The organism is Streptomyces sp. 7-21, assembly GCF_016741785.1.
Taxonomy (GTDB): domain Bacteria; phylum Actinomycetota; class Actinomycetes; order Streptomycetales; family Streptomycetaceae; genus Streptomyces.
Window position 1 is genome coordinate 1 of the sequence record NZ_JAERRL010000004.1, and the last position, 21,460, is coordinate 21,460.

A 21,460-nucleotide genomic window follows, 5' to 3' on the forward strand; every position below is an offset into this window, starting at 1 on the left:
GCAGATGCGCCGCATGATCCGGCTGGAGTCGGTCGTCATCGCGCTGTTCGGCGCGCTGCTGGGCCTGGGGCTCGGCCTGGCCTGGGGTGCCGCGGGGCAGCGGCTGATGGCGCTGGAGGGCATGCCCGTGCTGGAGATTCCGTGGGGCACGATCATCGCGGTCTTCATCGGCTCCGCGGTCGTCGGCCTGCTGGCCGCGCTGCTCCCCGCCTTCCGCGCGGGCCGGATGAACGTGCTCGCGGCCATCGCGACGGAGTGACCGCCGCCCGGAGGTGAACGAAAAACGGGGCCGGTGACCCGCGCGGTCACCGGCCCCGTTGCGGGTGTGCGGGCCAGGAGGCCCGGAACGGTCCGGAACGGGCCGGGCGGTCAGGGCTTGCGGGCCACGCCGCCGTAGGCGTCCACGGGCGGCGCGACGACCTCCTCCGGGCCGTCGGGGCGCCAGTCGGTGACGCGGACGACGCCGGGCTCGACCAGCTCCAGCCCTTCGAACGCGGCCTCGACCTCGGCGACGGTGCGCACGTAGTAGGGGACGGCGCCGCTGTTGCGGTAGTCCTCCTGGGCCCGGAGCATCGCCTCGCTGGTGGAGGTGCCGTCGTAGTGGACCAGGTAGCTGCCGGAGGGCAGGCCGCCGAGGTAGCGCCGGATGAGGTCCTTCACCTCGGCGATGTCCTCGATGTGTCCCATGATGCCCATAAGGACGAGCGCGACCGGCTGGCTGAGGTCGAGGGTCTTCGCCGCGCGGCGCAGGATCTCCTCCGGCTCGCGCACGTCGGCGTCGAGGTAGTCGGTGGCGCCCTCGGGTGAGGACTTCAGCAGCGCGCTGGCGTGGGCCAGCACCAGCGGGTCGTTGTCGACGTACACGATGCGCGCGGTCGGGTCGGCCTGCTGGGCCACCTCGTGGGTGTTGCCGGCGGTCGGCAGCCCGGTGCCCACGTCCAGGAACTGGCGCACCCCCTGCTCGTTGACGAGGAAGCGCACCGCCCGGCCCAGGAAGCGGCGGGAGCAGCGGGCGACGTCCACCAGCCCCGGGTGGTGCGCCTTGATGTACTCCCCGACCTCCTGGTCCGGTGCGTAGTTGTCCTTGCCGCCCAGCATGTAGTTCCAGAAGCGGGCGGAATGGGGCACCGAGGTGTCGATGTGGGGAACGGCGGGGCGGGTGTCAGCGGGGGGAACGCCTTCGTCCGTCACAGGAACCACTCATTTCGTTCAATTGCTACTCGGAACGCGCGGGTTGTGCCCCGAACGATCAGCCGCGCTCCATCGAAACACGAGGGAGGGCCAGTTGGCCATCGGCCCCGTCGGCTCGCGCACGACCAGACGCGGCTCATCGATGGCCGGCGCCTCGCCGGCCGGCTCGCCCGGGCAGCCGCAGCATGGCGAGGGCGGCGCCGCGGCCCAGCCCTGTCAAATCCTGCCGGACGGTGGTCAGCCGGGGCTGGAGCAGCTCGCCCAGCGGCAGGCCGTCGCACATCCCCGCTGCCCGGTCCGTGCGCCGGGCGGCGGCCGTCAGAGAATCTCGCCCGGCGCGTAGGCCGCCGCCTGCGGGTACCGGCGGGTGACCTCCTCGATCCGGGACACCACGTCGGCGACCTGCCGCTCGGCGGCACCGGTGAACGACAGCCGGTCGTCCATCAGCGCCGCCAGGGCGGGCCGGTCCAGCGGCAGCCGCGGGTCGGCGGCCAGGCGGTCGAGCAGGTCGTTGCCGGCGGCGCCCTCGCGCAGCCGCAGCGCCGCCGCCACCGCGTGCTCCTTGATCGCCTCGTGCGCCGTCTCCCGGCCCACTCCGGCGCGCACGGCCGCCATCAGCACCTTCGTCGTCGCCAGGAACGGCAGGTAGCGCTCCAGCTCGCGCTCCACCACCGGGCCGAAGACGCCGAACTCGTCCAGCACCGTCAGGAACGTCTCGGCCAGCCCGTCGAACGCGAAGAAGGCGTCCGGCAGCGCCACGCGCCGCACCACGGAGCAGGCCACGTCGCCCTCGTTCCACTGGCCGCCCGCCAGCTCGCCCGCCATCGAGGCGTAGCCGCGCAGCACGACGGCCAGGCCGTTCACGCGCTCGCAGGAGCGGGTGTTCATCTTGTGGGGCATCGCGGAGGAGCCGACCTGCCCGGCGCGGAAGCCCTCGGTCACCAGGTCCTGGCCGGCCATCAGCCGGATCGTGGTCGCCAGCGAGGACGGGCCCGCCGCGAGCTGCACCAGCGCCGTCACCGCCTCGTAGTCCAGCGACCGGGGGTACACCTGGCCGACCGACGTCAGCGTCCGCTGGAAGCCCAGGTGCTCCGCCACCCGCCGTTCCAGCTCCGCCAGCCGCTCCGCGTCGCCGCCCAGCAGGTCCAGCATGTCCTGCGCGGTGCCGACGGGGCCCTTGATGCCGCGCAGCGGGTACCGCGCCAGCAGGTCCTCCAGCCGCCCGAGCGCGGCCAGCAGCTCCTCGGCGGCCGAGGCGAACCGCTTGCCCAGGGTCGTGGCCTGCGCGGGCACGTTGTGCGAGCGGCCGGTCATCACGAGCGCCGCGTGTTCCGCCGCCCGCCGCCCCAGGCGCGCCAGCAGCGCCACCGCGCGGTCCCGGGCCAGTTCAAGCGACTGCCGGATCTGGAGCTGCTCGACGTTCTCGGTGAGGTCCCGGGAGGTCATGCCCTTGTGGATCTGCTCGTGCCCGGCCAGGGCGTTGAACTCCTCGATCCGGGCCTTCACGTCGTGCCGGGTGATCCGCTCGCGCGCCGCGATCGACGCCAGGTCCACCCGCTCGGCGACCGCCTCGTACGCCTCGATCGCCTCGCCGGGCACCGCCACGCCGAGGTCGCGCTGGGCGCGCAGCACCGCGATCCACAGGCGGCGCTCCAGCACCACCTTGTGCTCGGGTGACCACAGCCGCGCCAGCGGCGGCGATGCGTAGCGGTTGGCCAGAACGTTCGGAATGCGCGGCTTGCCGGTCACCTCAGTCACGTGACCGGATCCTACCGCCCCGCACGGAACGTGACGGACTGCGATGATCCGGCCATGTGCCGTGACCGGCTGGTTGGGCCTGGTCAGGACGCATCCGGCAGGAACGGGCGGCCGCCGCGTGTGCGGAAGTAATGGCGCGGGCGCGGAGTAAATGCTCTGCCGGAACTGGCTAATACCTTGCGGTAAACGGGAGTCGCTCGTTTGCAACAGGCATGTAACCGCAGCTCTGATCAGAGTTCGCACGTGCTACCTTACGCTAACTCGCATATCCTGCGGTCAGTTGGGAACACATGCGAAAACACCCTGCTCATGCGTCCCGTTCCGCTCCGGCGTCCGCAGCACAGCAGGCGCCGCCTTCCGTAGCCTTCGCGCAAGCAGCGCGACATACCTCTCCGCCCGCCGCTTCTGCCCCCACGGCCGAGCGTTACCGCTCCCGCCTGCTGCGGTACGTCAGCCGGCTGACAGCGGGCGACCGGCACCGCGCCGAAGACATCGTGCAGGAGACGATGCTCCGGGCCTGGCTGGCCCGGGCCGAATTCGAAAGGGCCAGCGGCTCGAAGCGCGACGAGGACCACCTCGCGGCCTGGCTGCACATCGTCGCCCGCAACCTCGCCGTCGACGCCCGGCGCCGCGACCGCACCGTGCCCGTGGGCATCGTGCCCCCCGCCCTGCTCTACCGGGAGGCCGACTCCGGCACCCCGGCCGCCGACACGGTGCTCGACCGCCTCATGCTGGTCCGTGCGCTGCGCCGCCTCAGCCCGCACCACCGTGACGTCCTCGCCCACGTGCACCTGTACGACAGGTCGCGTGAGGAGACGGCCCGGCTGCTGGGCGTGCCGAAGGGAACCGTCAAGTCCCGCCTGCATTACGCCCTGGCCGCCCTGCGCACGGAGCTGCCCGCCGCATGAGAAACGTCGATCCGTTCGAGTTCATCAGCCGCCACCAGGACACGATCTTCCGGATACTCGGAATCCTCGCCGCGCTCCTGGCGGCTTTTTTGCTTGTACGGCACCTGGCGATGCGCCTGGGCGGCTGGCGCGCCGCGTACCGGCGCGTGCGCCGGGAGATCGCCATCACCTTCCACGCCTGGGCCGCGCCCCCGCGCGCCTGGCTGCGGCACCGGCGCTCGCTGCGGCACCTGGTGCGCGGCCTCGGCTCTCCCGAGACGTGGCGCGACAGCGAACGCGCCGTCGCCGCCGCCCGGCAGGCGGGCGGTTCGCCCTACGCCGTGCTGGTGGACGACGTCGCCGTCACCGTGCTGCTGGCCGGCCGCGCCCCTGAGCCGCCCGAGGACGAGCCGTGGTGGGTGGTGGAGGACAAAGCGGGCGTGGGGGACGACGCCCCCAACCGGTGGACGGTGGCCCGCGCCGACCTGCCGCCGGTGGTGCCCGACCCCGAGCGGCTGCCGCCGGTGCTGGTCGCCGTCGGCGAGACCGGCGGCCGCTGCGTCCTGCTCGATGTGGCCACCGGGCCGACGACCCTGTGCGCCGAGGGCGACCACCGCTCCTCCGTCGCGCTCCACCAGGCCGTGGCGGCCCAGCTGGACGCCCGGCTGCCGGAGGGGATGGTCGTCGTCGCCGAGGGCGTGCACCCCCGCTTCCCGGGCCAGCCGGTGCGCCTCGCCTACCGCGAGGCGCAGAAGCTGCGCCCCCGCCACGGCCTGGTGCCCGTGCTGGTGGCGGCCGAACTGCCCGACCCGGTGCCGCCGGAGCTGACGGCGCCGCCCGGGGAGCAGCCCTCCCTGCGGCTGCTGCTGCTCGGGCCCGGACGCGGCTACACCCGCACGCTGCTGAGCGACCGTCACGGCCAGATCGCCGTGGTCGGCACCCCGCTGCTGGTGGCGGGCAACGCCCTCGGCCGCGCGATCGCCAGGGTGCTGCGCGCCATCCCGCCGGTGCTGCCGCCCGCGCCCCCGTTCAGCGGCGTCGACCCCGTGCGGGTGTTCGCGGAGCCGGAGGAGGAGAGCGAGGACGCGGAGACCGTGCTGACGCCGCAGGCCACGGTGCCGCGGCCGCCCGCCGCCGAGGCGGACGCCGAGGACGAGGCCCGGGAGACCGCCGGTGCGCCCGCCCCCCAGTCCGAGGCCGAGAACGCCGGAACGGACGAGGAGACCGCGCCCGGTGCCGGGGCCGGCGCCCCCGCCGGGGCATCCGGCCGGGGCACGCCGCCCGCCCGTTCCGCCCGCACCTGACCCTGACACCCCCGAACCCGGTTGGACCACCGCGTGAAGCTGACCGTCACCACCGCCGACCCGCAGGGACGGCGGACCGACCACCTGCTCGACCTGCCCCGGGACGCGACGGTGGCCGAACTGGCCGCCGCCCTCCACACGCCCCGCCTCTTCCTCGGCGACCAGCCGCTCGACGCCGACGCCCCGCTGGGCGTGGGCGGCGTGCGGGACGGCGCCCTGCTGGGCCTGGGCGCCCCCGTCCCGCCGCTGCCCCGCGCGGCCGACGCCTGGCGCCCGCCCGCGAGCGACCCGGTCCTGGTCGAACTCCGCCACGTCTCCGGCCCCGGCGCCGGCCGGGTATGGCGGCTCGGCCCCGGCAGTTACGAAGCCGGGACCGACCGCAGCTGCGTCATCCGCCTCGCCGAGGACGGCGACGAGCCGAGCAGCACGCCCGGCGAGGGACAGGGCGGGGCGCCCGCCGCCGGCGTGTGGATCACCGTCCGCGACGACGGCAGCGTCACGTTCCGGCTGCCCGCGGACGCCGACCCCGACCGCTGCGGCCTGCGCAGCCTCACCCCGCCGCCGCCCGTCGACGAGGAGACCGGCACCCCGCTGACCGACGAAGAACCCGAGGGCCGGCAGGACGGCGGACCCGGCGGCCACAGCGAGGAGCCGCCGCCTGCCGGGCCCGACGGCCTGCCGCAGCCGCCGCCGCTGCCGCCGCCCGGCCAGCTGCCGCCGCCCGACGACGGCTCCGTGGCGTGGCCGCCCTACGCCGACCTCGCGCTCGGCGACCACCTGCTGCGGATCACCGACCCGTCCGAGCCGGACGCCGCGGTGAAGCTGTCGGCGGACGCCATGACCGTCGAGTACAGCCGCCCGCCCCGCCTGACGCCCCATCTGGACGCGGAGAACATCAACCTCCCCGGGCCGCCCGCGCCCGCCGGGCCCCGCCCGTTCCCCTTCATGATGATGATGTCCCCGCTCGTCATGGGGATGGCCATGGTGGCGCTGTTCCGGTCGCTGTACTTCATGGTCCTCATCGTCTTCACCCCGCTGATGGCCCTCGGCAACTGGCTGACCGGCCGCCGCTCCAACCGCAAGCGCTATGAGGAACAGCTGCGCCGCTACCGGCTGCGCCGCGCTGCCCTGGAACTGGAGATCCGGCGCGCCACCGTCGAGGAGCGGTACCAGCGCAACGAGACGTCCCCCGACCCGGCGGCCGTCCTGCTCGCCGCCTCCGGCCCCGGCCACCAGCTGTGGGAGCGGCGGCGCCACCACCCCGACTACCTCGCCATCCGCCTGGGCACCGTCGCCCGCGCCTCGCTGAAGCGGATCAGCGACCAGGCGCGGGAGTCGAACCACCGGCAGGTCAACTGGCGGCTCGCGGACGTGCCGATCGGCCTGGACCTGCCCGAGCTGGGCGTCATCGGCATCACCGGCGACGCCCCCGCCGCCCGCGCCGTGCTGCGCTGGGCCGTCGCCCAGTCCGCCGTGCTGCACAGCCCGCGCGACCTGCGGATCGTGATCCTCACCGACGCCGAGCACGCGGAGGACTGGGCCTGGACACGCTGGCTGCCGCACCTGCGCCCGGTCCGCGGCGGCCCCCACGCGCCGCTGGTCGCCCTGGGCAACGATCCGGCGTCCACCGCCCGCCGGGTGAGCGAGCTGCTCGCCGACCTCCAGACCCGGGCCGCCGCCAGCTCCGGCCGCCGCACGGCGCCGGCCGAGCCCGACGTGCTGGTCGTGGTGGACGGCGCGTGGCGGATGCGCGACGTGCCGGGCCTGGTGCAGGTGCTCAGCCAGGGCCCGCGGGTGCGGATGTTCAGCCTCTGCCTGGACGCGCGCGAGAGCCTGCTGCCGGAGGAGTGCGCCGCCGTCGTCACCGCCTCGGGGAACCGGCTGACCGTGCGCAGCTCCGGCACCCCGGCCGTCACCGGCGTGCGCGCCGACCAGACCGACCCCGAGTGGTGCGAGGAGGTGGCGCGCGCCCTGGCGCCGGTGCGGGACGTGACGGTGGACGCGGACGGCGGGCTGCCGCCGGAGGTGAGGCTGCTGCCGCTGATCGGCCAGGAGCCGCCCGAGCCGGCCGCGCTGGTGCGCGGCTGGCAGCGGCAGCCGGCGTCCACGGCGTTCGTCGTCGGCGCGGGCTACGACGGCCCGGCCGTCCTGGACCTCGCCGCGGACGGGCCGCACGGCCTGATCGGCGGCACCACCGGCTCCGGCAAGTCGGAGCTGCTCCAGACGATGATCGCCTCGCTGGCCGCCGCGAACCGGCCGGACGAGCTGACGTTCGTGCTCATCGACTACAAGGGCGGCAGCGCCTTCCGCGAGTGCGCCGAACTGCCGCACACCCTCGGCATGATCACCGACCTCGACGGCCACCTGGTGCAGCGTGCCCTGGCGTCGCTGGACGCCGAGCTGAAGCGCCGGGAGCGGCTGCTGGCGAAGGCCGGGGTGAAGGACCACCGCGACTACCGGGCCAAGCGCGCCCGCGATCCGCAGCTGCCGCCGCTGCCGCGGCTGCTGCTGGTGATCGACGAGTTCGCCACGCTGGTGCGCGAACTGGTCGAGTTCGTGCCCGGCCTGATCAGCCTCGCGCAGCGCGGCCGTTCCCTTGGCCTGCACCTGCTGCTCGCCACGCAGCGGCCCGCCGGGGCGGTGAGCAACGAGATCCGCGCCAACACCAACCTCCGCATCGCGCTGCGCGTCACCGACCGCACCGAGAGCCAGGACATCATCAACTCCTCGGCCGCCGCCGGGATCTCACCGGCGACGCCCGGCCGCGCCATGGTCCGGCGCGGCGAGGGCCCGCCGATGCCGTTCCAGACCGCCTTCGTCGGGGCCGAGCGCCCCGTGCCGGGCGACGGCGAGGCCGAGCCGGATCCGGGCCGCGAGCGGCGGCGCCCGGTGCGGGCCGCCCAGGTGGGCTGGGGTGAACTCGGCCGCCCCGTCGCGCTGCCCGAGACCGCGGACGAGCCGGCGGAGACCGGACCGGGCGAGGACGGTGCCGTGCCCGCCGGGGACCCGCCCACCGACCTGAGCGTCCTGGTCGAGGCCGTCCGGGCGGCGGCCGACGCGCTGGACGACTTCACGCCGCAGCCATCGCCGTGGCTGCCGCCGCTGCCCACCAGCATCCCGATGCGGGAGCCCGGGGCCGACCCGGACCCGGGCGCGCTGCGGCTGCCGCCGTTCCCCTACATCCAGTTCGACATGCCGGACCGGCAGCAGCAGCGCCCCGGCCTGATCGACCTGGCCCGCTTCGGCCACCTGTACGTCATCGGCGCGCCGCGCTCCGGACGCACCCAGACGCTGCGCACCATCGCCGGCTCCGCCGCGATGCACCTGACCACCGAGCAGGTGCACCTGTACGGCATCGACGCGGCCGGCGGCGGCCTGGCGCCGCTGGAGTCGCTGCCGCACTGCGGCGCCGTCGTCACCCCGCACGACCCGGAGCGGCTGGAGCGTCTCATCCGGCGGCTGCTGGCGGAGCTGACGGCACGCCAGAACCTGATGTCACGTCATGACGTGGCCTCGCTCGATGAGCTGCGGGCCAAGCTGCCCAGCGGCGAACGGCCGGCGCACCTGCTGGTGCTGCTGGACGGCTGGGACGCGCTGACGTCCGTGCTGGACAAGGCCGACGGCGGGCGGGCCGTGGAGGAGCTGCTGCGGCTGCTGCGCGAGGGCGTGGCGGCGGGCATCCACGTCATCGCCACCTCCGAGCGGCTGCTGCTCGGCGGGCGGGCCGGGCAGCACAACGACCGCAGGCTGCTGCTGCGGCAGGGCGACCGCATGGACTTCGCCGCCGTCGGCGTCAACCGCAGGGCGGTGCCGGAGCAGGTGCCGCCCGGCCGGGGCTGGTACACGCCCGGGAGCATCGAGGGCCAGATCCTGCTGCTGCCCGCGCCGAAGCCGGTGGGCCTGGGCAAGCCCGGTGACCGGCCCGGCGGCGCGGCGGCCCAGGCGTCCGGTGAGCCGGAGGGCGGCCCGGCGGCCAGGCCCGTGGACCAGGCGGACGCGCTGCGCGCCATCGGCCGCCGCGCCGCGGCCCGGGACGCCGGGGTCAGGGCGGAGCGGCGGCCGTTCCGGGTCGATCCGCTGCCGGACGTCGTCGGCTTCCAGGAGACGGTGGAGCGGCTGCCGCAGGAGCACCGCCGCCCGATGTACGCGCTGTTCGGCGTGAGCGGCGACCAGGTGGAGCCGGTGGGCTTCGACTTCGCCGCCGACGCCGGGTCGTTCGTGGTCGCCGGGCCGCCGCACAGCGGGCGGTCCACCGCCCTGGCCTCGATGAGCGTGTCGCTGCTGATGGGCGGCACGGCGCTGGTGGTGCTCACCCCCCGGGAGTCGCCGCTGCGCCGGCTGGGCGAGCACGGCCTGGCACGGGTGATCGCGGACGCCGATCCCACCAGCCAGGTCATCGACGAGGCCGTGGCGGCGGTGGCGGGGCGGCCCGCGGTGGTCGTCGTGGACGACGCCGACCTGCTGCTGATGGGCAAGGCGGACCAGGCGCTCAAGCGGGTGGCGTCCGCCGGGCGCGACCGGGGCATCGGGCTGCTGCTGGCCGGGCCGGCGGACGGGCTGAGCACCGTCGGCTGGGTCGGCGTGGCCCGGCGGGCGCGGCGCGGGCTGCTGCTCGGGCCGAAGAACCTGGCCGAGGGCGAGCTGATCGGCGTGCGGCTGACGCCCGAGCACCTGCGGCCCTCGCCGGTGCCGGGGCGCGGCTGGACGTCGGACGGGGCCGGGCGGGCGGTGGCCGTGCAGGTGCCGCTGACCGTGCTGGCGCGGTGACCGGCACGGCCCCGGCCCGCGCGGGGGCGGGCCGGGCCCGTGCCGCGGCGGCGGGTGTTACTTGCCCACGCTCGTGATCTGCGTGCCGTCCTCGTTCCAGGTGAGGGCCGTGCCGCCGATGTTCTTGGAGTCGTCCCACTCCGGCGGGTCGGGGGTCTCGCTGGTGACCTCTTCCGGCTCCAGCTCCAGACCGCCCTCGCCGTCCAGGCTGGAGAGCGTCCCGGCGAACAGCGCGGCGTCGTTGTTCTCGAAGTTGTCCTTGATCTGCGTGAAGATGTTTGCGTAGCTCTGGAGATTGCCCGCCGCCGAGTGCAGCGACTGGCTGAACTCCGTGTAGGCCGCCTTCAGCGCCGGGCTGGCCTGTTCCAGGTACAGCCCTTCGTCCAGCAGGTTCCCCACGCGTTCCAGCAGGCTGTAGATCTCCGGAATGATGATGTTGCACTGCGCCACGAAGGTGGAGCAGGTCTCGGCGATGCCTTCGTAATCTGCGGCGATATCCGCCATCAGCTTCTCCTCGTCTCCAGGGAGTGCCGGCGTTCCGGGACGGTCACTGGGAGGGCGGGTTCAGGATGCTGTTCGCGATGTCGGAATCCATCTGCTGCATGCCCTCTTTGATCTGGGTGAACTGGTCGGCGAAGTTCTCGACGTTCGCGACGAGCTCGACCAGCTGGTTGTAGAACTCGGTGAACTTCTGCTCCAGCACCGCGTTCGTCTGCGGCATGGTGAGGTAGTTCGCGATGGCGTGGTCGAAGGCACGCTTGGCCTCTTGCACGGCTGGGTTCAGCGTGTTCGAGGCGCTGGACTTCATGGCCTGGGTGGCCTCCTCGATGTCGGCGTAGGTGATGCTGACATTTCCCTGGGGCATAGGTGTGCCGCCTTTCGGTTACTGGCTGCGGATGGGGAGCGCCTGCGGGTGAGCGGCGGGAAACGGGGAACGGGCGGCGCCCGTCCTCACTTGTCCTCGATCCAGTCGCCGTTCGGCTCGTCCTGGTGGTAGTGCGTCGTGGTCACCTCTTCCTCGCCGTCGTCGTTGACCGTGGTCTCCGTGACGGTTTTCTGGCCGAGGCCCGTGGTGTGGTCGTAGGTGACCTCTTCGACGACGCGGCTGCCGTCCGGCCCTTCGCTGGTCGAGGTGTAGTCCTGGACCGTGAAGGGCCAGGCCGGATGGTCCGGGTCGGTGTCCGGCGGGTCGATCCTGGTGACGGGGCCGGAGTACTCGGTGGTGGTCGTGGTCTCCTCGCCCGTCGGGCTGGTGACCGTCGTGGTCTCCTCGGTCACCCGGCCGTTGTCGTCGTAGGTGAACTCGCGGACGGAGGTGATGGTCTCGCCGCCCGCAGCGGTGATCTTCGTGACTTCCTTCGTGACGTTGAAGTCGTCGTCGTACGTCACGGTGATGTCGGTCGTCCGGCCGTCGTCGTCCTTCCACTGCACGTGGGTGGGCGGCGAGTCCGACTCCGGCTTCGGCGGCGCGTCGTCCCCCACCGGGGGCTGCATGGGCGGCTTCCGGGGCGGATCGTCGCCGATATGGGCGCACCACTCGGGCGGGTTGTCGGCGGAGCAGACCGTGGCGATGTCCGCCCCCGGGTGCTCGCGGAGGTAGTCCGCGGCGCCGATGTCCTCAAGCCACTTCTGGTAGTTCTCCTGGTCCTGCTCCCAGGTGTCGCAGAAGCCGGGCCGGTCGTCCTGGGCGCAGACCTCGGCCATCGTCGCGTCGGGGTGCTCGCGGAAGTAGTCGGCGGCGCCGATCTCCTCCAGGTAGGCGTCCCAGGCCTCCTTCTGCTTCTGCCAGTCCCGGTACGCCTGCCACTCGTTCTTCCACTGGTTCGCCTGGAGGCCGGTGGCGGAGGCCGCGGCGTTCGCGGCGATCATGCTGTCCTGCTGGAACACCGCGTTGGCCACGCCCTCGAACATGTTGGCGAAGTCCCGCAGGCGGTCCGCGCCCTCGTTGGTGCGCTGCCGCGAGACCCGGTAGAACGTGTCGAAGCTGCGGGCGGCGTTCTGGAAGCCGAACACGGCCTTCATGTCCGACTGCGACCCGGTCCCCAGCACGTCGAACGTTTCGGTCGACTCCTCCTGGCTGGCCTTCTCGGCCTTGTCCGCCATGGCCTTCATGCCCCGCTGCAAGGCGAGGAGCGTTTCGTAGTCCAGCGCGAAATCGGGCACGCGTGGCCTCCCACGGCTGCTCGTCCACCGCCCCCGCCGGGGCGCCTTCGTACCCTCCACGCACGGGCACCCGGGGAAGGTTCAGCGCCCGCGCGTTGAACCCCCCGCCGCGCTCGTGCGTGGAGCAGGCGAGGGACCTTCCCGCGGGGCCTGCCCGCGGCGGCGCCCTCACCGGCCTTCGCCACGCGCGCGACGTGAGAGAGGAGACGCCGCACCATGGCCCGTCCCGTGGACTGGAGCCCGCTGGGCATGGACGGCGACCCCACCCCCGGCGACCCGGCGCGGCTGAAGGAACTCATCACCTCGCAGCAGAAGATGGTGGACCTCGCCAAGGAGGTCAGGACCTCACTCGATGAACTGATGCGCACCGCGGACAACGCGATGTTCGTGGGCAAGACCGCCGACGCGCTGCGCGAGACCATGGACAAGCGGCTGCGCAATTACATCGACTCGTACCAAGAGGCGCAGGAACGGGTGCAGAACGCCCTCAAGGCCTACTACGACGTCATGGTCGAGGAGCAGGGCAACGCCGACCGGGCCCTGGCAGCCGTCGAAGGGCTGGACGAGGACGACCCGGAGCGGGACACCCAGCGCCAGAACGCCGAGAACGCGGGCAGCGCCCTGGAGTCCGCCGCCGAGACCCTGGCCTCAGAGCTCTCCGAAGCGGCCTACAGCATCGAGTCGGTCATCGACCCCTGCGAGGAGTTCTGGAAGTTCCTCACCTTCTTCGCCATCGCCCTGATCGTGCCCGCGATCTTCCTCGGCGGCCCGGTCGCGCTGTTCTCCATCGCGCTCAACCTCGCGCTGATGATCAAGACGGCGGTCGACTTCTCCCAGGGCAAGGCGGGCGTGCTCGAACTCGTCCTGTCCGTCGTCGGCATGCTGTTTCCCACCACCCGGGGCATCAACGTCGGCAAGGTGTGGAAATCGGTGAAGAGCTGGGGCGGGACCGCCAGCCAGTCGTTCACCCGCAGCATGACCGCCCTCACCAGCAGCATCGCGAAGATGAGCAACATGACGGCGCTGCAGCTGGTGCAGCACCTGGGCAACCTCGCCATCGGCGGGCTGCGGGCCGTCTTCCTCACCTTCCCGGCGACCGCCGCCACGGCCGTCATCACGGGCCTGCGGTGGACGGGCACCAAGCTGTACGCCCTGCTGACCGGCGCCAACGGGCTCGCCGGCTACGTCAAGCTGAACCTGAAGCACTTCGGCATCGCGGTCGTGCTGCCGGTCAACTCCCTGGAGATCGGCCCGAGGCTGACCTGGGCCGGGTTCGTGAACGCCGCCAGGATCTCGGTCGTCAACCGAGGGCTCGGCAACCAGTTCCGCACCGGCGCCGTGGTCACCGACCACGGCGTCTTCGACGCACGGATCTTCACCCTCGGCGCCAACGGCGGGCTCGACATCGACGCCCGCGCCTTCAGCCAGTACCACCCGGGGGCCAGCCTGGACGACGCGCTCGGCGCGTTCGGTCTGACCCCGATCAGACCGGTCGAGGTGTACCTCGCCGAAGCCGGCGTCAGCATCACGTTCTCCGGCCACCTCACGTCCGCGGCCAAGGGCGACCTGGCGCTGGCCGAGCTCACGCCGCCCGTCGTCGTCCGGCACGCCCCCGGGCCCAACGGCACGGTGGTCGCGGTGCCGGATCTGAAGCCGATGCTGGGCGGCAGCAACGCCTCGATCAGCACCCTGGTGATGGAGATCCGCTACGGCGAGTTCACCACGCTGAAGGCCGTCTACAACGGCGAGGGCATGCGCATCATCCCGATGAGCGCCAACGGCGAGATCACCACGCTCAACGTCGCCGGCATGCCCCGCCTCGGCGAGACCGTGTCCGTCGCGCAGCACGGCGTCACCCTCTCGCGCGCCGACCTGACCCCGGCCACGAACACCCCGCCGGCGACGTCGTCCACCGCGCAGGCCAGCAGCGCGGCGGCGGCCAAGGCCAGCGTCGACATCAGCATCGGCGCGATGCCCTCGCTGCGGATGAGCTTCGCCGAGAACGGCATGACCCTCAGCCCGCCCGACGTCGCCCTGCCGGGCGCCGCCGCCGGTCTCCACCACGCCGGCACCGGCGCGCTCGCGGCCGGGGCCCAGACGTCCGCCCTGGGCGTGACGCCCCCGCACACCGCCCCGGCGGCTCCCGCCGCCGCCACCCCGCCCGCGCCCGTCAGCCAGGCCGGCGACGTCAGCGCCCTCAGCACCCCGTCGGCCGCCGGCCGCGGCGAACAGGCCAGCGTCACGGCCGACATGACCATGTCCGTGCGGGCGGCCACCCCGCCGCCGCAGCAGACCGCCAGCGTCACGTCCGTCACCACGCACAGCCCGGCGACCGGCACGACGCACGCGACGACGGGCACGCCCCAGCCGGTGGCGCCGGGCAAGACCGCCGAGGGACCCGCCGCCAGCGCGACGGCGAACGGCGGCCTCACCCCGCCCGGACTGCGCTCCGTGCCGCCGGTGCAGCTGAACATGATCGAGACCAAGGCCCCGGCGCCGCTGCCCGGCTCGGCCGCCGACGACGCCGTGACGGCGGGAGGGGAGGGCGGCAAGGCAGGCGTCGCCGCCCCGCGCGGCACGGGCGCCCACGCGCCGGAACCCTCCGCCCGGACGCTCCCGTCGGCCGAGCCGCGCGCCGTGCCGCTCGCCGCCTCCGCCGTCCCGGTGCCGCCGCCCGTGAAGGCGGCCACGCCGCCCGCACCCGCACCCGCAGCCGCTGGCGAGGCGGCGGGACGGCCGCCCGCGCCGTCGCCCTCGCCGGCGGCGCCGCAGACCACCGGGAAGACCGGCCCCGGCTCCGGCGGCGGCTCCAATGGCGGCGACGCGCCCGGCCTGCCCCGCCTGCCGGAGAGCGCGTCCGGCGCCGGGGCGGAGTACGCGGTCTGGAAGATGCTCTACGACCTCGGGCTGACCAGGGACCCGCTGCCGCCCATGAACACCAACCTGGGCCGGGTCCCGGTGTACTCCGCGGAAGTGCCGGACCCCGCCGGCGCCCTCATCGAGCTGCGCGACCTCAGCACGCCAGGCGGGCGGCCGGCGGCCGGCGAGGCGGCCGCGCCCCCGGCGACGCGTCCGGCGCCGCAGCCCGCCGGCCAGCAGACGGCCCCCGCCGCACCGGTGCCGCGGCCGGTCGCCGGCCCGCAGGGAGCCCCGCCGCCGGGCACCACCGCCAGCGGGGCCACTCCCACCGGGACGACGGGGACTACCGGGACGACCGGGACGACCGGTGCGGGCACCACCGGTACCACGGGGACCACCGGCACGGGCGGCGCCCCGCCCGCACCGCAAGGGCGCGGCACCGGCACCGGCACCGGCGCCCCGCCCCCGGCACGCGACGGCGCCGGCGGCACGGGCGGCGGCCCCGCAGGCCCGCCGCCCGGGAACACCACCGGCACCGCCCCGGCGCCGAACCAGGTCACCTTCCACCTGCCGGGCCGCGACGTCGGACGCCTCGGCGTCACCATCGACGGCGTCCACGCGGGCGGCGGCCCCGTCACCCCGGCCCCGGGCGTCCCGGCCCCGGGCGCCGGCGGCCCGCCGCCCCTCTCGGGCACCGTCGGCCTGCAACGGGTCAGCGGCGGCGACGGCGACATCTGGCGCCTGGAGCAGCCGCTCGCCGACGGGTCCGTGCTGCGCGCCGAGTTCACCCTCGGCCCGGGCGGGCTCGTCCCCCGCAGCCGGGAACGGCTGGTCTCCGTCCCCGGCGCCGACGGCACCACGCTCCGCTTCAACGACCTGGACCGGGGCAGCGATCCGGTGCTGATCCGCGACGGCGACGAGCTGCCCGCGTCCCACGTCGCGCGGCTGACCGGGCTGCCGGACGGCACCACCGGATTCCGGATCGACCTCGGCGGCCGCCAGCTAGCCGTCGACGGCGCGGGCGTACACACCCACGACGTCACCCCCCTCGGCCCGCGCGGTGACGCCGGAGCCGGGGATGCCGGGCTGTACCGGTTCCGGCCGGTGGGCGACGGGCCGGTGACCGTCCGGACGGCCGACGGCTCACTGGTGCGGACCGAGTACCAGTTCAGCGAGGGCGCGCTGGCCGGTCACGTGCTGGAGGTGCCGGCCGACCGGGCCGTGATGCCGTCGGTGCGCCCGCCGGCCCCGGACGCACCACGGCCCACGCTGGTGCGCCAGGGCGAGGGCGGCGGCGAGTTCCGGGTGGAGGTGGCCGGGCAGCCGCATCCGGTGGTCAGCCGCGACGGCGAGATCACCGGCCACGCCACCCCGCTGGAGGGTTCCTCCGGCGACCGGTACGCCTTCCGGCCGGCCAACGGCGGGGCTGTGGAGCTGCGCGACGCGCACGGCAGGCCCGACCCCCGCGTCACCGTGACGTACGCCGACGCCGAGAAGGCCTTCCACGTCACCAGCGGCGCGGTCACGCGCTCCTACGGCGAGGCGGACGGCCGCCTGCTGGGCCAGACGTTCCGCCTTGACGGCCGGCTCCAGGGCAGCACGCTGTGGCTGCCCCCGGGCAGCTCGCCGGGCGCCAGGCTCACCATCGGCGAGGCGGAACACAGCGCCACCGTCATCCGGCAGGAGGCGGGCGGCTTCCGGGTCGAGGGCGGCGGCCGCCACTTCGCGGTCGACGACAACGCCCACGTCACGCATGAGGTCACCACGCTCACCGGCCGCCCCGAAGACGGCCGCACCGGAGACCTGCACCTGTTCCGGCCGGTGGGCAGCGGCCAGGTGACCGTCCGGACGGCCGGCGGCGCCGTGGTGCCCGGTACCCGGGCCGGAGCTGACGTGGTGACGGTGCCGCACGCCCAGCAGCCGCGGACCAGCCACGTGTACCAGCTGGCCGACGGCTCACTGGTGCGGACCGAGTACCAGTTCAGCGAGGGCGCGCTGGCCGGTCACGTGCTGGAGGTGCCGGCCGACCGGGCCGTGATGCCGTCGGTGCGCCCGCCGGCCCCGGACGCACCACGGCCCACGCTGGTGCGCCAGGGCGAGGGCGGCGGCGAGTTCCGGGTGGAGGTGGCCGGGCAGCCGCATCCGGTGGTCAGCCGCGACGGCGAGATCACCGGCCACGCCACCCCGCTGGAGAGCCGGCCGGCCGACCTCAGCCAGACCGAACGGTTCGCCTACGTGCCGGCCAACGGCGGGGCCCCGGCGCTGCGCGACGCGCGGGGCAGCACCATCGACGGCTTCACCGTGGGGCGCGACGGCGGCAGCGTCACCGTCAGCCACGGCAATGCCGTCCGTACGTACGACGCCAGCACCGGCGCCGTGATCGACGACCTGTTCCAGCTGGACGGCGCCCTGGCCGACAGGACGCTGCGCGTCCCGAGAGACCCGGACCGCGCCATGCTGACCCAGAACGGGGACGCCGAGCCGGTGCGGGCCGTGCCGCAGACACACGGCGGCTACCGGGTCCAGGGCGGCGGACGGCACTTCACGGTCGACAGCGGCGGCCACGTCACTCACGGCCACGTCACCGTGGTGACCGGGCGGCCCGGCGGCCAGCCCGACGTCTACCTCCACGGCGGCAGCGCCGGAACCGACGCGCCCCGCCTGGCCAACGGCGACCCGGTGACGGGCGGTACCCGCCTGGACGGCGGCGACGTCGAGCTCCCCGGCACCAACGGCAGCCGCATCCGGTACGACGGCGCCACCGGCGAAAGGCGCTACGAGACGGTGCCTGTCACCGGCGCCGATGAGGTGGCGTTCCTCAGGGTGTACGAGCACAACGGCGTGCGGGCGGCCGACGCGCTGGACACCAGCCAGAACCGCGCCGCCGGCGTGACGGTCACCGCCCGGCCGGACGGCTACCGGGCCGTCCACACCGACGGCCGGGCCTGGCTGTTCGCCGCCGACGGGCGCCTGCAGGTGTCCGTCGGGAGACCGGCGGACGATACCCGCATCCGCACGGTCACGGACTACCGCGGCACCACGGCGGAAACCTTCGGGGTCCTGGAGCTCAACGACCAGCTGGGCCGCGGCTTCCTGCGCCCCGGCGACACCCCCAGGCTGCTGGACGGCGAGCTGTCCATGGTGGAGAACCGCACCGTCACGGTGCTCTCGGACAACGGCACCGTGACCGGCTACGAGGTCTCCGTCCCCGGCGGGGAGCTGGCCGGCGAGTACAGCCGCTATGACACCCTGGGCCGGATCACCGAGCAACGGGTCAACGTCGTCTACGAGGGCCGGCACCTGACCGACCAGTACTTCCGCCTCACCTACAGCTACGACACCGGCACCGGCTCCAACACCAGCTCCAGCACGACCAGCGGCTCGGCCACGGGGATCACTACCGAGCCGGCCCGCGGTACCTGGAAGCGGTGGCGCAACGACTCCGCCCCACATCAAGAGCCGCCGTCGACGGACAGCGGCACGGTGAAGACCGACACCCTCGGCAACGGCCGCTTCAGCCTGGTGACCCGCGACAACATCACCGTTTTCGAGCGGATGACGCTGAGCAACGGCAATCTCCTCGACTCCCACGCGGGCACCAGCCCTGCCGGGTTCCGCACGTCGTGGGCCATCACCGAGAAGGACCGGTGGACGGAGTTCCGTCCCGACGGCAGCGTGGCCGACAAGGGCTACCGGACGTGGAACCCCAACCCCCGCCCGCAGTGGACCGACTACTCCACTTCGTCGGTATTCGGCGAGCGTGTGCGGACCTACATGACCCACTCCGACGGCGGCTACACGGTGGGCGGCGGCCGCTTCGGCCGCTTCACGGGAGACAGCGGCAGCAACACCTGGGTGCGGTACGACAGCAGCCACTCGGTCGTCGCCGAGGGCTCGCGCACCTGGCACCGCACCGGCAGCTTCACCGACACGATGGTCAACCCCCGCGCCGCGAGCGGGGAGCGGGTCGTGACCGTGCACTACCAGAAGAGCCGGTTCCACCTGCCGCACAACGACCCCAACGCGCTGATGGAGAAGACGCTGGGCCCGGACGGCGTGCCCGGACGGGACTACAACGTCGTCCTGCCCACCAACAAGGTGGTGCGAGCTGGCAGTACGCAGAGCGACGGCTCCTTCGTGGAGACCCACCGGCTCGTCGAGCAGCGCCCGCCCCGCTGGTGGCTCACGTTGTTCAGCGGCGAATACCGCGAGGTCCGGGCCGCGAACCCGCCCTGGCCGGAACTGCACGGCTCGCAGCCGCACGCCTGGAAGGCGACCGACGCGAACGGCAACGTCACCGCCAGCGGGGTGGAGCTGGTTTACCGCAACGGTGACACGGTCCGCTTCACCACAGAGGGCCAGCTGGTCGCCGAGACCCGCAAGCTCCCGGACGACCGGACCCTGAGGGTGAGCGAGGACGCGTGGACGCCTCAGGCCGGCGGGTGGCGGCCGACCAGGCGGCACCTGACCTGGACGGACGGCACCCATTCCGGCTTCCGCACGTTCGATGCGGCGGACTGGAGGCCTTTTCGTGTGCCCGAGAAGACGGGCAAGCAGGCATCGGACGTGGTCTCCATCGACTACCGCGTCACCGACGCCGCCTCCGCCAACCACCCGGAGGCAATCGACCGGATCACCTTCCGGGACGGCACGTTCCTGGAGTACCGCGCCGAGCGGCACGGCGTCCGCCACTGGACGCTGTTCGACAGCTACACCAAGATGTCGGCGCGCACGGACTGGCTGCCCATCGATGACCACAACAGCGTCGTGCAGATCCTCATCCAGAAGCGCGGTCACAACCAGGCGACCTGGCGCGTCATCGGCGAGGCGCCGCACGATGTCCCGGTGCCCAGGGAGGGCACGGTCCGGCTGGCCAGCCGGAACCAGATGGGCTACCACTACTGGGACCCCGAGTCGTACCAGCTGTTCGCGGGCGGGCGGCTGGTCTTCGAGCACCGGCTGTTCGGCAATGGCGTCACCGTCGACGCCTGGCCGGTGCGGAATCCCGGCGGCGGTGAGACCTGGCGCTGGAACAAGATGGACGCCCAGGGCCGGGACCTGGACTTCGGTCCGGGCCAGGGCAACCGCTACCGCGAGTGGTACGACAGCAAGGGGCAGCGGCTGGACCGCTGGGAGAAGGGGGCGGTGTGGCAGGACCGTCTCCACACCGGCACCCATGCCTACGTGCCGCCCGCCCGCGCCGACGCCAACTGGGACACGATCCCCGTCATCCAGAAGATGTCCACTCTGCCGGGCGACGCCAGCAACGTCCGGTACGGCGCCCCGCAGCGCCCCCGCGAGTACGCCGCGACCCCCTCGGACATGGACAAGGTCACGGGCCCGGAGGCCTACCGCACCTGGAAGGAGTACGAGTCGGGCGTCTCCGCGCGGCAGAAGACGCGGGAGGAAGACGGCACCTACAAGGAGACCGACACGGTCCTCGGCGCCTTCCGCCGCTTCCGGTACGAGGGCGACCGCATCACGCTGGTCGCCGAGCGCACCAACGCCGGCCACCTGCTCGAACGCACCTCCGACACGCTCCGCATCGTCGGCCGTGAGACGCGCTTCATGGGCCTGGCGGCCGACGCCCGCGGGCACCTGCGCATGCTGCGCGACCCGATGCACCCGAGCTTCGCCGGGCACAAGGGGGGCGAGTCCCTGCCCACGCCGTTCTACGTGAGCAACTCCAAGTTCTTCCTGTTCGAGCTGGGGCAGGAGTTCGTCATCGACTTCCTGCTCAACCTGGCGGTGTACGGCATCGTCAACGCGGTCAACGGCACGCCGTTCGACGGCACGGACGTCGCGCAGGCGGCGCTCGTGTCGACCGTCAGCGCCACGACGCGGGCCAGCGTGCTGAGCCTCCAGTTCGCCGCCAGCCGCCACGCGATCCCGCAGCGCTGGGGGATGCCCGGCTGGGCGTTCGCGGACCGCACCGCGCTGTCCTTCTTCGACCGCGGCCTGCCGTACCATCTGCGCCGTAACGACGACAACTTCCACGGCGAGTGGACGAGCAACGAGAAGCCGCTGCGGTGGCGCGCAGGCACGCACGACTACGTCCGCGACCTGTCCATCTCCGTGCTGGGCGGCTTCCTCGGCCAGCTCGCGGGGCTGTCGGTGTTCGGCCTCGAGGGCAGCGACGGGCAGCGGTACCACCTGTCGCTGGGCGAGGCCGCGGCGTACGCCTCGGCCAGCGCGGCATCGGCCGCGAGCCTGGGCGCGGGCATCTCCGCCTTCAAGAACGTCCTCCAGTACGGCTTCGCCGCCTCCCGGCTCTACCACCGGGCCGGCCTGGTGGACCTGCTGGTGGTGCCGGTGTTCACGAAGCTGCTCGACAAGTCGGTCGGCGGTCTGTGGGTGGTGCCCAGCATTCGCCAGAGCATGGGCCTGACCAACCCGCCCGCCTCCGCCACGGACTCCGGCGACCAGGATGCCGGGGAGTCCGGCACCGGCGACCCCGACGACTCCCGTTCCGCCGGCTCCGGCACCGGCGACCCGGATCCCGGCGGCTCAGCCGCTTCTTCCTCTTAGGAG

10 protein-coding genes are annotated in these 21,460 nt (G+C 73.7%); 5 read left to right on the top strand and 5 right to left on the bottom strand.

Going from position 1 to position 21,460, the window contains the following annotated elements:
* Nucleotides 1-259, top strand: a 259-nt coding sequence (locus JK356_RS05770; RefSeq protein WP_201866456.1) for an FtsX-like permease family protein, incomplete at its 5' end; no start/stop codon positions are given.
* A gap of 110 nt (nucleotides 260-369) precedes the next feature.
* Here the strand turns inward: JK356_RS05770 and JK356_RS05775 are convergent.
* Both JK356_RS05775 and purB read right to left on the bottom strand, forming a co-directional pair.
* The gene (locus JK356_RS05775) at nucleotides 370-1,191 is read right to left on the bottom strand and encodes an SAM-dependent methyltransferase (protein WP_201866457.1); all 822 of its coding nucleotides are present in this window, start codon (nucleotides 1,189-1,191) and stop codon (nucleotides 370-372) included.
* Nucleotides 1,192-1,509: 318 nt separating this feature from the next.
* A complete protein-coding gene (gene purB, locus JK356_RS05780) occupies nucleotides 1,510-2,940 on the bottom strand; it encodes an adenylosuccinate lyase (protein ID WP_201866768.1) in 1,431 nt (476 codons plus the stop codon).
* Between the two features lie 299 nt (nucleotides 2,941-3,239).
* Between purB and JK356_RS05785 the strand changes: the two genes are divergently transcribed.
* The 3 genes from JK356_RS05785 to JK356_RS05795 are packed head-to-tail and all read left to right on the top strand — an operon-like array spanning nucleotide 3,240 to nucleotide 9,907.
* A complete protein-coding gene (locus tag JK356_RS05785) occupies nucleotides 3,240-3,857 on the top strand; it encodes a sigma-70 family RNA polymerase sigma factor (RefSeq protein WP_201866458.1) in 618 nt (205 codons plus the stop codon).
* Nucleotides 3,854-5,140 (top strand): hypothetical protein, encoded by a 1,287-nt coding sequence (locus tag JK356_RS05790; RefSeq protein ID WP_201866459.1) that lies wholly within the window; start codon nucleotides 3,854-3,856, stop codon nucleotides 5,138-5,140. The genes JK356_RS05785 and JK356_RS05790 overlap by 4 nt, the downstream gene beginning before the upstream one ends.
* Before the next feature lie 33 nt (nucleotides 5,141-5,173).
* Nucleotides 5,174-9,907, top strand: a complete 4,734-nt coding sequence (locus JK356_RS05795; protein ID WP_201866460.1) for an FtsK/SpoIIIE domain-containing protein — start codon at nucleotides 5,174-5,176, stop codon at nucleotides 9,905-9,907.
* Between the two features lie 57 nt (nucleotides 9,908-9,964).
* On the opposite strand, the gene JK356_RS05800 is transcribed toward JK356_RS05795, so the two are convergent.
* The 3 genes from JK356_RS05800 to JK356_RS05810 all read right to left on the bottom strand — a co-directional run bounded on the left by JK356_RS05800 (nucleotide 9,965) and on the right by JK356_RS05810 (nucleotide 12,070).
* The gene (locus JK356_RS05800; RefSeq protein WP_201866461.1) at nucleotides 9,965-10,411 is read right to left on the bottom strand and encodes a hypothetical protein; all 447 of its coding nucleotides are present in this window, start codon (nucleotides 10,409-10,411) and stop codon (nucleotides 9,965-9,967) included.
* Nucleotides 10,412-10,454: 43 nt separating this feature from the next.
* A complete protein-coding gene (locus tag JK356_RS05805) occupies nucleotides 10,455-10,772 on the bottom strand; it encodes a hypothetical protein (RefSeq protein ID WP_201866462.1) in 318 nt (105 codons plus the stop codon).
* Between the two features lie 86 nt (nucleotides 10,773-10,858).
* A complete protein-coding gene (locus JK356_RS05810; RefSeq protein ID WP_201866463.1) occupies nucleotides 10,859-12,070 on the bottom strand; it encodes a hypothetical protein in 1,212 nt (403 codons plus the stop codon).
* Between the two features lie 216 nt (nucleotides 12,071-12,286).
* Here JK356_RS05810 and JK356_RS05815 point away from each other — a divergent pair, with 216 nt between their 5' ends.
* Nucleotides 12,287-21,457 carry a hypothetical protein gene (locus JK356_RS05815; protein WP_201866464.1) on the top strand — a complete coding sequence of 3,057 codons (9,171 nt, stop codon included), beginning with the start codon at nucleotides 12,287-12,289 and terminating at the stop codon, nucleotides 21,455-21,457.
* Nucleotides 21,458-21,460: the final 3 nt, after the last annotated feature.